We start from the raw sequence: 11,700 nt of genomic DNA on the forward strand, positions 1-11,700 counted from the left end.
CGGCGGGCGGTCCCCGCGTGCGCAGGACGGGCTCACCCCGTCCTGCGCACCGCCTTGCGCGCCTCGATCAGGAACCGCGTCGTCTGCGCCACGAACGGCCCCTCACCGCGGATCAGTTCATCCAGCTCCCGCAGCCGCTCCCGGTAGGTGCCGACGGTGAACCCGGGGACCATCCACACCACCTTCCGCAGGAAGTAGACGACCGCACCGATGTCGTGGAACTCCGTCCGCAGCGACTCCGCGCGCAGATCCACCACCTCCAGGCCGGCCGCCTCCGCCGCCCGGTGCGCGTCCTCGGGGTGCCGGGCCCGCCGCACGTCCGCCGGCTGCGGCCCCAGGAAGTACTCGACCAGCTCGAACACGCTGGCCGGGCCCACCTGTTGGGAGAAGTACGTGCCACCCGGCCGCAGCACCCGGGCGATCTCCGACCACCACACCGTCACCGGGTGGCGGCTCGTCACAAGATCGAAGGCCGCATCGCCGAACGGCAGCGGCGGCTCGTCCGCATCGGCCACCACGACCGCGCCGCGCGGATGAAGCAGCGCCGTGGCCTTCGCGACGTTCGGAGGCCAGGACTCCGTGGCGACCATCAACGGCGGCAGCTCGGCCACCCCGGCGAGCACCTCCCCGCCGCCGGTCTGGATGTCCAACGCCGCCGACGCCCGCGCCAACCGCTCGCCCATCGCCCGCTGATACCCCCACGAGGGCCGCTCCTCCGTGGCGCGCCCCTCCAGCCACGAGAAGTCCCACCCCTCGACCGATACCGCCTCGGCCTCGGCCACCAGCTCCTCGAACGACCGCGACACGCTCACGCGCCCTCCCCCACCACGAAGGTCAGCGCCGGGCGGTCCCACATCACCGCCGGCGGATTCGCCCGCACCGTTCCGCTCGGCCGGGCGCCGACGCTGCGGTAGAAGCCCTCGGCGGGCGGATGCGAGACCACCCGTACGCGGTCGATCCCGACGCGCCGCGCCTCGCCCCGCATGTGCGCGATCAGCCGACGCCCTATGCCGTATCCCTGCGCCTGATCGTCCACGAACATCAAATCGAGCTCCGGCGGCTCCACAATGAGTGAATAGAACCCGAGAACCCGTTCCCCGACCCGCTCCCCCTTCGTCGCGCCCGCACCGCCGCCGTCACTCCCGGGCACGCCCTCCCGCACAGCGACGAACACCCGGTGCGCCTCGATGTAGTCCGGCCCCACCCGATATCCCTCGACCATCGCGGAATATCGTCCTTCATAGGCCCCCGAACTCCGCACGAGCCGGGTGAGCCGCCGGGCATCCCGCCGCTCGGCGCGCCGGATCACCACACGACGGTCCTCTTCCGCTGCCCCCGCCCTACGAACACCCACGGCGACCACTACCCACTTTCCACCGATCCTCGAAGATGCCCGGGCCGGAAATTACCGATCCCCCATTTCCCGCATTTCCCGCGCCATCTCCTCCTCCCCTCCACGATACCGACCGGGCAAACGACAAATCGCCTGCCCGCCGCGCCCCATGGCCTCCCCGCCACGCAAGCGGCTCCCCGCCGCGCACAGGCGATGCGCGGCGGGGAGTTCGACGGTTCCTTCGGTCGGACCCTTCAGTCGGAGCCCCACTCCTCAGGCGACGGGCTCGGAACGCGGAGCCGGTCCCAGGACGTCCGCCCCGGGATACCGTCCGCATCGGATCCTGTGAAGCCCAGTGTCTGCTGCCAGAGGGAGTAGGCCTGCCGGTGCTTCTCGTTCCACCGGGGCCCGGGACCACTGAACCCGTAGGGGGTGCCGCAGTCTTCCTCGACGAGGCGCAGCCCCATGTTCAGGATGATGGGACTCTCCGTAGGAGGCAGGCTCGTGAAGAATTCCTTGCCCGGGAACGGAACCAGGCCCGGCGCGGTCGGCGCGGGCGCTCCACCCCCAGACGCCGCCTTACGGACGATGAGCCGCTGGCCCACCTTGATTATGTTGGGGTTGGGAATGTTGTTCCAGGCCTGAAGCTGCTTCACGGTGGTTTTGAAGTGAGCGGCGATACCGCCGAGCGTATCGCCCTCAACGACGGTGTAGATCGTGTCTCGTGTTGTCTGTTGAGTTCCCATGCCTCTCACGCTAGAAGCGTTCCCGCATCCCCGCACGTTCTGACGGACACCACAACCGACCAGCCACCCCAAGAATTCGCCGACCTGCATTTTAACCCCCACCCGCCACCCCCGCAGCCCGGAACTCTAATTGACTTAACCCGCCATCAATTAATCAATCAATCAACGAATCAACCATCCCGGCGGCCACTCGATTGACCACTGGATGACGGGCACCAAATTCCGCCCCTACTCGCGCACAAACACGACTCGCCGCCGGCGCCATACGACGCGCGAGCGTCCCAAGCATCCGATTGCGGGGCACTGGTGGCACAACTCCGCTCTCCCGCACGGTCGTTGCCGCGGGGATTGTCAGTGCGAGCGGCTACGGTCGGGCCCATGAGTAGGTGGAACTGGAGTGCCAAGGACATCCGCGAAGCACGTGAGTTGGACGTGCTGCGGTCGGAGAACGATGTGCTGCCCCTGTGGTTGCGTGAGCAGCAGTCCCGATTCTCGGCCTGGGTGCACGAGGTCAGTGGCCTGTGGGACTTCTCCCCCGAATCGCTGGATCGACTGGAGGCGGCGGTGCGGGAGAGGTTCACCTTGCTGGAGGAGTTCCGGGAGCAGGAGGACGAGGCGTTCCTGCAGGTGGCCGCCTGGTACCTCGGCGAGGTCCACAACCACCACCGGGGCACGCAGTGGCAGGTGCACCCCGACGGCAAGGGCCGCTTCCGATGGAAGTGGTACCCCTTCGTCATCCCCCCGTGGGATCGACTGGACGACTACGAGGACGAGGACGGCATCGAGTACGACGCACGCCCCATAGTCGACCCGCTCAGCAGCCTGCGCGCGGTGCTGCTGGAGCCGTACGAGCGGCCGTTTCCGGGCCAGACGCTGCGCAGCGAACTGGACGGCTACGAGCCGAAGACGGCTTGACGGGCGCGGCGCCGCGGCTCGCAACCAGGTGGCCGACGACGCGCCGGCGGCGCACCGCCACCGGAATTGGCAAACATCAACTGCGCCAGCCCGAGCACCTCCAAGCGGGGCACATACAGCGCCTCCGGCATCCTCTACATCGACATCGACATCGACAACGATGGCCGGGGCGGCGAAAGGTACTTCCTCGGGCGCACGCGCGCTCTGTAACCCTGCCGCGACACCGAGCCACCCCCCTCCTCAAAAGGGGCCCGCGCTCGCCCAAGGGGTGCCCAGCCAAAGCCGACCATCGGCCGGGCACCCCTTCCCCGCACCGTCGACAGCAGCCGGCAGATCGGGCCACGGCAGCTCCATGACCGGTGGCGTACCTCGCCTGACGAAATCGACTGACAAAGTGGAGTGCCTCTTAGGTGGGGGATGGGTGGGGAGGCGCGCCTCAGCTCAGCCGCGAGGGCCACCCCTTCCCGGACACCCGTTCTCCTTCTCCACGGAACAGGCGCCCCTCATCCGTCGGACTGCAGACTGCAGACTGTCGATTTTGCCGATTTCCTCAGGGCGTGTGTGGGGCAGGGCCGGGGGTGCTCGGGGTGTGCGTGGTGGTACCCGGCCCCGTTCCTGTAGTGCCTTCCCCGGCCGGCGGTGTGTGCCGCGGAGTCTCGCCGTGGTTCGTCGGCGGCGGCTTACTGGGCGCGGAAGGTGGCGGCGCTACGTACCTGCCACTCTCGCCGCACTTGGCTTCGGTCTTACCATCCGCGTATCCGCGGCTCCAATTTGCTTCGTATCTGGCGAGCACAACTCCCTTGAGTTCGGGTGGCGCGGCGTGGCGCCGGTCGCCACACAGCTTTCCGAGGTAATAGCCGTCGTTGTAGCCGTAACCACGTTCGTCTTGCGACGGGGCCATGGCCACATTCCCTGGGGCCGGCGCAGCCGAGGCTTGAGCAGCTACGGCCGGCGGTAGTACGAGAGCCCCGAAGAACACTGGGGCAAGCAGCGCGAGACAACGCTTGCGGCGCATAGTCTCCTCCTCTCAACCAGGAGAGTGGAAACCTCAGCTCAGGAACGCCACCACGTGCAGACAGGCCTCACTGCCGGCGCAGGAGAGACCTTCACGCCCGGCCTTCCTCAACCGTGGGGACAGGTGACGTCAGGCCCGTATTTGTACTGCGGCATCCAGAAGTTTATGAAGCCCTTGCAGTTGAACTCTGGAGGAGCAGGGTGGACATGCGGCCTCGTCTTTCGGCATTTTTCCTTGTCGCATATGAATCCGGGATTGCTGGGCGCACCGGGCTTAACCCAACGACCGCTCCGGTCCCAACTGCGATCCTTTCCGCTCTTGCCCCCCTGGTCATTTCCGCCCGGCGTGTCATGGGGCGTGACCGGGCTCGCGGGCTGGCTATGAGTCGGGGGCGGCGGCGGGTCGGCGGCGAATGCAGGGGTGGCTCCACCGAAAACGGCGACCGTCGAAAAGGCTGTGAGCGCGGTGATTCTGCCGAATCGCTGCGAGAGGGCCATGGCCATACGCCCTCACCTCGATTGATTTATCCGAGTGACTGTGCAGTTCCGGCCAGTTACGACCGATTCCCCCGTTTTCCCGCATAGTCATGCTACGCCTGCCCCCAAGGACCACACCGACGCCAGTTCGCGCGGCCGGCGACGCCCACCCAGAGCGCCAACTCCCGAGCAGCGAACGGGCTTTACCTCACAGCCCACCCGCACACGTCGACCAACGGTGCGACCCTGGCGCCCCTCGCAGGGCGCGTTGTCAGTGGCGCCTGGCAGGGTGGCAGGCATGAGCGATGAGCCGCGGGGCCGGAGCGCCTATGTCCTTGAGAAGACCTACCGCGGGCAGGTCGACTGGAGTCTGTTCTTCGTCTACGCCCAGCGCGCGCACATCCGCGCGCTGTTGCAGGACATGTACGTCGACACTCCGGATCCCGATGAGCGCCAGGGCTGGATAGATGTGCATTTCGAAGGCGAGAGCGCCGATCTGTGGCTGATCGAGAACGGCCGGCGCACCGGCCACATCGATCTGCGCCGGTTCATCCGGGACGCGGACGAGGAGGGCGGAACGGAGCGCGAGGTGGCCATCGACTGGGCGGGCTTCGAGGAGACGGTTCCGGCCGTACTGCAGGGCGTGCCGCTCCGCCACGGCCAGGAGCTCCACCTCGTCGACGCGGCAGGAGACTTCCAGGACACGGACGCCGAGCTGCCGTACCTCTATCCGCACCATCCCGTGCGATACGGCATGCAGCTGTCGACCGACAACGGCCTGTCCGACGAGCCCTACGCCTACTTCACCGACCCGGATCCGGCACCGTAATTCCCGAGCCGAGCCGAGCCGGGCCCGGCCGCCGGGCCGCCGGGCCGCCGACGCCCCGGGTCGTCTTCCCAGCAAGTGATAACCCTTACGCAACTCGCATGAGCGTCGTGTCCCCTCGGCGGCCGGCGCCGGACCGACAGGCCGCGAGCGTCCTTCCCCCTTGGCGAAGATTCCTGAATTCGGCCAGAGATGCTCTCTGTCCTCACCTGAGGGAAAGGCGGACAGTAGGGGGAGAGCGAGGCGCATGGGTCCATGGCAGGGTGCCCCCGCATGAGTTCCGGCCGACGGGCATCCACGCGATGGAGATGACCGTTGTCCGAGTGATCCAGCGGTTTACAGAGAACTAGGGCCTGTCCGATGGGTCAGGCCCTAGGGCGGCCGGGCCGCGTCTGTTCGCCCCAGCCGTGACCGGAAGAACGGCCACGTGATCGAAAGCGTGAAAGAAGGATGCTCGGACGTATGTCATCGGGCGACGGCCTCGAAACCGACCTCGGCTCCTCGTCGCTGCCCTGGATGGTTGTCGGATCCCGTTCGCGCCCAGGCTCCCCAGCCGACATCATGCGGCGGGGCGCAGCCGTGGCCATCGACACGGTCATCGCCGTCGTCGTCATACTGGGCCCGCTGATCGCCCTCGACCGGACCCTCGTGGCTGCCTCGATGGACGACGTCTGGCTGCCCGCGGCCGCAGTGTGGTCGCTCATCTTCCTGCTGCTGTATTCGCCGCTGAGCGTGTCCCGCAAGGGCGGCACGGTGGGTAAGCGACTCCTTGGCATGGAGGTCGTCCGGGACGCCGACGGCGCACGCCTCACCTACGGCGCCGCGCTGGTACGCCACCTCGGCAACCTCGTGATGGCCCCTGTTCCGGTGCTCCTGATCGCCGATGCGACGGTGACCAACCTCGACGCGAAGAGGCAGAGCCTGCACGACCGCCTGGTCGACAGCAGGGTCGTCATGCGGGGGCAGTGACGGGACGGGCTCACCGGCGACCGAGTCCGCCGACCGCCGACCGCCGGCATCCCAGCCTGACGTCGCGACGTCCTTCCGCGATTCGCCGCGCGATCGGAGCGGGCCCGGATGACTCCGGAACCCGCTCCGACCTGCATGTTCGTCTATCTCGGCGGAGGCTGCACACAGCTTCGCGCCTTAGGCGCATACTGGGGGCAATGACAAAGCCCGCTGCACCGAAGCGTCAATTGCCTACCAGCCCCTTCAAGGCCCCGGTCACGCCGGCTCCCAAGCACTTTGCCATGGGTGACCAGGTCACACACGACATGTACGGCCTCGGCCGGGTGATCGGAATCGAGGAGGGAATCGCGGCGCTCGTGGATTTCGGATCAACGCAAATGCGGATCTTGAGCCCGTACGCCAAGATGACCAAGCTGTAGGACCGCTGTGCCCGGTCACGGCACACCAGGCCCCTTCGGGGGCCTGTAACGAAAGGGAGACCCCTCATCGATCTGACGTCGCTGTTCTCCGCCCTGGAAGGGCAACCCCGCTGTTCCACCGCAGCATCGCCGCCTCCGGCGACAAACCCCTTCCAGGCCCCGGACTTCGGGGAAGACGAGACCTTCCAGCTCGAGGAGGTAAAGGGGCCCGCCTCGTAATGCCCGGGGCAGCCTGCCGCGCTGTAGAGCAGCGAAGTGCAGCAATCGCGGCGATTTCAGGCGGCTGCCCTCTCGGCGACCTTCGTGCCGTGATGCGCAACGAGCAGCATCCAACACCCCCGTCGGGCCGTCTCTGGGCCGTGCGGGGGTGCTCAGCGTGGCCAACGACGACCAATGACGGCCGGTCGGCCCCTACGAGCACCGCTTTGACCAGCAAAGACGCAGGTCACCGAGGTCCCCGACAAGACCCGCGGCAAGAAGTAGCCCTAGCCCTGGGTTGGGTCCGATGGCTGATCTGACAAGTTGTGCCACTCGTGACCGCAGCCGCCGGCGCAGTACAGCGTCCGCCTGCGGGTATCGGCGATGCTGAAGAGGGCGACGAGCAGGCGAAATGCCTTCGTGAGTTCATAGGCCGGAAGCAGGTCCATCCTGAAGCGCCACTTGGTGAGCATCACCGCAGGCGTGTGGGTGGGGCGCACGCCAGAGCGCACGATGCTCTCCGCCACATCACCCTCGCCCGCACGGGCCTGCCCGCAGAACAGCTCCAGCCTGTGCAACGCCTTGCGTTGGTCATCCTCCGAGAGACCCTCGAACCATTCGACCCCCTCAGCCGTCGGTCGGATCCCTTGTGCGAGTTCGTTCAGTACCACCTCGTGTGCGTACAACACGATCTCTCCCCCATGCGATGTGACCGACGGTAACTCACGACAACTCACGACCGCTGTGGCGACGGCCCCGACCGATCGAGTACGCGGATGTTCCCGAGCACCGGCCGCGAACCCAGCCCAGCTGGCTTCGTCCCATGGCCGTGGCCATCGAGATGACTGTCTATTCGCGATCTGAACGTGACGTGGCGGTGCCGTCCGGGGGCGTGGGGGTTCGGGTGTAGAGGACCTCGCGACCCTGCTCCGCGGCGCGGATGAGCCCTTCGCTGACGAAGTCGAGGAAGCGGGCGGCATTCTCGAGGCGGGTGGCGGCCGGGGTGCCGTGGCCGAGGATGCCGATGCCCTGCCGTGCGGTCTCGATGAACTGGTCGTTGGCCCGGGCGCTGCGGATCATCGCCTGGTACCAGAGGTCGTCGTCGACGACGTAGCGCTCGCGGCGGCGTTCGTCGCGTTCCCGGCGGACGAGGTCCTGGCTTTCCAGGAAGGTGATCGCTTTGGAGATGGACGCCGGGCTGACCTGGAGGCGCTGGGCGAGTTCGGAGGCGGTGAGGCTGCCGGTGTCGGTGGTGTACAGGCAGCCCAGCACCCGGGCCATCATCTTGGGCAGGCCCGAGGTCATGTAGACGGTGGTGAGGGCCTCCTGGAAGTCGCGTACGGCCTCGGCGTCGCGTCCGTAGGGCTGCGGGCGGGCCTGCGACCCCAGGGGCGCGGCCTGCTTGCGCCGGTGGGTGCGCTGCTGGGTGGCGCGGTGGGCCAGGTCGGCGCGGTAGTCGGTGGGGCCGCCGTTCCGCGTCACCTCGCGCGTGATGGTGGAGGTCGGACGGTCGAGACCGCGGGCGATCTCGGCGTAGGCCAGGCCGTCGGCCAGCCCCGCCGCGATCTGCTGACGCTCCTGCTGGGTGAGCCTGCCTCCCGGCATCACGCCCCCCTTCATGCCCCACGGGTGCTCCATGGCGCTGCTCGTGTTCCTTGTTCCTTGACGCCTCCACCATAGCGTTCACTTTCAACGCATTGCAACGATCGACCCTCGAAACGTTGCATTAAGCGAGAGAACGTTGCAACGATTTTCCTGCCTTGACCTGCATAAATACCACTCCAACGCAAAGATCTCATTGCCGAGATATGGAAAGCAACGTAGCTTTTCCATCGTTCGGAAACCACCAGCCGTAAGGCGCGAAGGAGAGCACGATGCAGAAGTTCGACACCCCCGCCCCGATCTCCGCCGTCCTGGACATCCCCGCGGGACGCGTGCAGTTCATCGCCGCAGACCGGGCCGACACCACGGTCGAGGTCCTGCCGGCGAACGCCTCGAAGGGCCGCGACGGGAAGGCCGCGGAGCAGACCACGGTCGCATACGCCGACGGAGTCCTGCGGATCGAGAATCGGGCGAAGGACCAGTACTTTGGCCCCTCCGGTTCCATCGAGGTGACGGTCAAGCTGCCCGCCGGTTCCCGCATCGAGGCCAAGACGGCCAGCGCCGAACTCCGGACCGTCGGCCGCCTCGGCGACGTCGCTTTCGAAGGCGCGTACCGACAGATCAAGCTGGACGAGGCCGCGAGCCTCCGTCTCACTGCGATCGACGGCGACGTCGAGGTCGGCCGGCTGGGCGGGGCCGCGGAGATCAGCACCGCAAGGGGCGACATCCGGATCGCCGAGGCCATGGGCGGCACCGTCGTGCTCAGCACCCAGTCCGGCGACATCACGGTCGGCGCCGCCGCCGGCGTCTCGGCCGCCCTGGACGCCGGCACCGGCCACGGCCGCATCAGCAACGCCCTCAAGAACGACGGCACCGCCGAACTCGACATCCGCGCCACCACGCCCCACGGCGACATCACCGCCCGCAGCCTCTGACCCGCCCCCTGGCGAGGAGCACCCTCGACGCCCCCGGCCATCGGGGCACACGCGAACTCACGAACGCCATGGACGCCTCGCCGGGGCGGCGTCCTGCCCGTCCCGCACGGCGAACCCCGCACGGCCATCGCCCGGACGCGCCCGACGGCAGCCACACCGCACCGCGCCAACCACCCACTCGTACACCCCACAAGGAGCACACAGCCATGTCCCTCGACCTCACCGGCCAGCACAGCGGCTTCTCCGACACAGGGCTGCGCAAAATCCGCGACGTGCTCTCGCGGCACGTGGAGTCCGGAAAGATTCCCGGACTCGTCGCCCTGGTCAGCCGGGGCGGTGAAACGCACGTCGAAGCGGTCGGGACGATGCGCCACGACGGTGGCGCGCCGATGCGCCACGACGGTGGCGCGCCGATGCGCCGGGACACCATCTTCCGGATGGCTTCGACGTCCAAGCCGCTCACGATGGCGGCGGCGATGATCCTGCTGGACGAGTGCCGGCTGCGCCTGGACGACCTGGTCCAGGAGTGGCTGCCCGAACTCGCCGACCGGCAGGTGCTCAAGCGGGTCGACGGCCCGCTGGACGACACCGTGCCCGCGCGGCGGCCGATCACCGTACGGGACCTGCTGACGTCCACCTTCGGGCTCGGCATCGATCTGACGGCGCTGGGCACCCCGATCATGGACGCGATCTTCGAGCGGGGCGTCTTCAGTCAGTCAGCGCTGCCCGCGCCGGACGAGTGGATGCGCCGCCTGGGCACACTGCCCTTGATGCACCAGCCCGGAGAGCAGTGGCAGTACCAGATCAGCCACGATGTGCTCGGCGTGCTCGTCGCCCGGGTCACCGGGCAGTCGTTCGAGACGTTCCTGGGTGAGCGGATCCTGGAACCACTGGGCATGAAGGACACCAGCTTCCATGTACCCGCCGGCAAGATCGACCGGCTGCCGCCCTGCTACATGCCCGACCCGCAGACCGGGGAGTTCACCGTGTGGGACGAGGCGGAGGGCGGGCAGTACAGCGCCCCTCCGGCGTTCCAGTCGGGCGGCGGCGGTCTGGTCTCCACCGTCGACGACTACCACGCCTACTTCCGGATGCTGCTGAACCACGGCACGCACGAGGGCGAACGCATCCTGTCCCGGCCGGCCGTGGAGCTGATGACCACCAACTGCCTCACCCCCGAGCAGCAGGCCGCCCGCAACGACCTGGCCCGCAACAACGTCCACATCTCCTTCGGCCAGGGACAGCACGGCGGCTGGGGCTACGGCATGGCGGTACGCACCTACCGCGGCGACTACGCGCCGATCGGCCAGTTCGGCTGGGACGGCGGTACCGGCACCACCGCCTACGCCGACCCGCACAGCGGGCTCGTCGGCGTCCTGCTCACCCAGGTCGGACTGTCCCTCCCGGCCCCGGCCCAGCTCATCCACGACTTCTGGACCACGCTCTACCAAGCGATCGACGACTGACATTGGCCACGGCCACCGGCCTGCCGTCCCCGTGGGCCCGCCCTTGACCCACGACACCTGACAACCCGGCAACGCCCAGTTGTGGGCGCCTGGTTCCCTCCGCAGTGGAGCCGCACGGTAACCCGTCGGACAGCTTGCCGGCAGGCCGGATGACGTTGTTCTGCACCTCGACCGCGCCACCGGGGAACCACGGGAAAAGCCCGGCGCTCACAGTGCCCGGACAAGGCGAAGGCCCCCGACCGATCCCGCATAAGCGTGAGGCGTTCACGAAAGCGGGTGCCGAGGCGGTGACTGAGCACATGACGGCCATCGCAGACGCGATGTGGTGAGAAGGGCAGCTGTTACAGGTTTCTCTACCTCATCAAGCCCCACCCTTCGGGCGGGGAGGAGAGCCGCCCGAAGGCCGCTTCCCCTCTCCTCGGAGCCCTTCGGCGAAGCACTGGCGGAGGGCTCAGCGTTCCCGGGGAAAGCGGAAGGGAAGGTCGGCGAACTCCGCGCGCTTACCGGGTGTCGTGCACGCTTCCTGGGCTCCCCTTCCCGGCCACTCACGACCCGGCAGCCGCCCCACCACGGTCAGCCAAGCGGTACACGCCACGGCCGCGGGTCACGTTCCGGGAGGAGAGCCAAAGCGCACAGCGCCTCACCCCCGACAACTCAGGGACACGAGGTCTTCTCACACGTTCGAAAGTAGCCGCGCATAGCGCGGCGGGGGGGGGGGGGGGGGGGGGGGGGGGGGGGGGGGGGGGGGGGGGAGAGGGGGAGGGGGGGGGGGGGGGGGGAGGGGGGAGGAAGGGAGAAAG

At 68.1% G+C, this 11,700-nt stretch carries 11 protein-coding genes; 6 read left to right on the forward strand and 5 right to left on the reverse strand.

Annotated elements, in window-relative coordinates; translation table 11 throughout:
- Positions 1-32: 32 nt before the first annotated feature.
- The 3 genes from ACZ5XZ_RS09125 to ACZ5XZ_RS09135 all read right to left on the reverse strand — a co-directional run bounded on the left by ACZ5XZ_RS09125 (position 33) and on the right by ACZ5XZ_RS09135 (position 2,079).
- Positions 33-806 (reverse strand): class I SAM-dependent methyltransferase, encoded by a 774-nt coding sequence (locus tag ACZ5XZ_RS09125; protein ID WP_468975975.1) that lies wholly within the window; start codon positions 804-806, stop codon positions 33-35.
- A 2-nt stretch (positions 807-808) separates the two neighbouring features.
- Entirely contained in the window at positions 809-1,312 is a 504-nt protein-coding gene (locus tag ACZ5XZ_RS09130; RefSeq protein ID WP_468975621.1) for a GNAT family N-acetyltransferase, read from the reverse strand.
- A 275-nt stretch (positions 1,313-1,587) separates the two neighbouring features.
- Complete coding sequence (locus tag ACZ5XZ_RS09135; protein ID WP_468975622.1) at positions 1,588-2,079, reverse strand: peptidoglycan-binding protein; 492 nt, start codon at positions 2,077-2,079, stop codon at positions 1,588-1,590.
- A gap of 378 nt (positions 2,080-2,457) precedes the next feature.
- Between ACZ5XZ_RS09135 and ACZ5XZ_RS09140 the strand changes: the two genes are divergently transcribed.
- From ACZ5XZ_RS09140 to ACZ5XZ_RS09155, 4 genes are all read left to right on the forward strand, one after another.
- On the forward strand, positions 2,458-2,994 hold the full coding sequence (locus tag ACZ5XZ_RS09140) for a hypothetical protein (RefSeq protein WP_468975623.1): 537 nt from the start codon (positions 2,458-2,460) through the stop codon (positions 2,992-2,994).
- A 1,789-nt stretch (positions 2,995-4,783) separates the two neighbouring features.
- Complete coding sequence (locus ACZ5XZ_RS09145; protein ID WP_468975625.1) at positions 4,784-5,314, forward strand: hypothetical protein; 531 nt, start codon at positions 4,784-4,786, stop codon at positions 5,312-5,314.
- A 459-nt stretch (positions 5,315-5,773) separates the two neighbouring features.
- Positions 5,774-6,280 (forward strand): RDD family protein, encoded by a 507-nt coding sequence (locus ACZ5XZ_RS09150; protein ID WP_468975627.1) that lies wholly within the window; start codon positions 5,774-5,776, stop codon positions 6,278-6,280.
- Between the two features lie 197 nt (positions 6,281-6,477).
- Entirely contained in the window at positions 6,478-6,699 is a 222-nt protein-coding gene (locus tag ACZ5XZ_RS09155) for a hypothetical protein (protein WP_468975629.1), read from the forward strand.
- 485 nt (positions 6,700-7,184) lie between these two features.
- Here the strand turns inward: ACZ5XZ_RS09155 and ACZ5XZ_RS09160 are convergent, their stop codons facing one another.
- Positions 7,185-7,586 (reverse strand): DUF5958 family protein, encoded by a 402-nt coding sequence (locus ACZ5XZ_RS09160; protein WP_468975632.1) that lies wholly within the window; start codon positions 7,584-7,586, stop codon positions 7,185-7,187.
- 160 nt (positions 7,587-7,746) lie between these two features.
- Complete coding sequence (locus ACZ5XZ_RS09165; protein WP_468975634.1) at positions 7,747-8,502, reverse strand: GbsR/MarR family transcriptional regulator; 756 nt, start codon at positions 8,500-8,502, stop codon at positions 7,747-7,749.
- Between the two features lie 269 nt (positions 8,503-8,771).
- Between ACZ5XZ_RS09165 and ACZ5XZ_RS09170 the strand changes: the two genes are divergently transcribed.
- The gene (locus ACZ5XZ_RS09170) at positions 8,772-9,434 is read left to right on the forward strand and encodes a DUF4097 family beta strand repeat-containing protein (protein ID WP_468975637.1); all 663 of its coding nucleotides are present in this window, start codon (positions 8,772-8,774) and stop codon (positions 9,432-9,434) included.
- Between the two features lie 206 nt (positions 9,435-9,640).
- A complete protein-coding gene (locus tag ACZ5XZ_RS09175) occupies positions 9,641-10,900 on the forward strand; it encodes a serine hydrolase domain-containing protein (RefSeq protein WP_468975640.1) in 1,260 nt (419 codons plus the stop codon).
- Positions 10,901-11,700 lie beyond the last annotated feature (800 nt).

The sequence above is a fragment of the Streptomyces sp. NPDC033270 genome (genome assembly GCF_055576575.1).

Excerpts from the sequence above, each read along its gene's own strand:
- ACZ5XZ_RS09135 (WP_468975622.1), bottom strand. The coding sequence starts at position 2,079 with ATGGGAACTCAACAGACAACACGAGACACGATCTACACCGTCGTTGAG.
- ACZ5XZ_RS09140 (WP_468975623.1), top strand. The coding sequence starts at position 2,458 with ATGAGTAGGTGGAACTGGAGTGCCAAGGACATCCGCGAAGCACGTGAG.
- ACZ5XZ_RS09145 (WP_468975625.1), top strand. The coding sequence starts at position 4,784 with ATGAGCGATGAGCCGCGGGGCCGGAGCGCCTATGTCCTTGAGAAGACC.
- ACZ5XZ_RS09150 (WP_468975627.1), top strand. The coding sequence starts at position 5,774 with ATGTCATCGGGCGACGGCCTCGAAACCGACCTCGGCTCCTCGTCGCTG.
- ACZ5XZ_RS09155 (WP_468975629.1), top strand. The coding sequence starts at position 6,478 with ATGACAAAGCCCGCTGCACCGAAGCGTCAATTGCCTACCAGCCCCTTC.
- ACZ5XZ_RS09165 (WP_468975634.1), bottom strand. The coding sequence starts at position 8,502 with ATGCCGGGAGGCAGGCTCACCCAGCAGGAGCGTCAGCAGATCGCGGCG.
- ACZ5XZ_RS09170 (WP_468975637.1), top strand. The coding sequence starts at position 8,772 with ATGCAGAAGTTCGACACCCCCGCCCCGATCTCCGCCGTCCTGGACATC.
- ACZ5XZ_RS09175 (WP_468975640.1), top strand. The coding sequence starts at position 9,641 with ATGTCCCTCGACCTCACCGGCCAGCACAGCGGCTTCTCCGACACAGGG.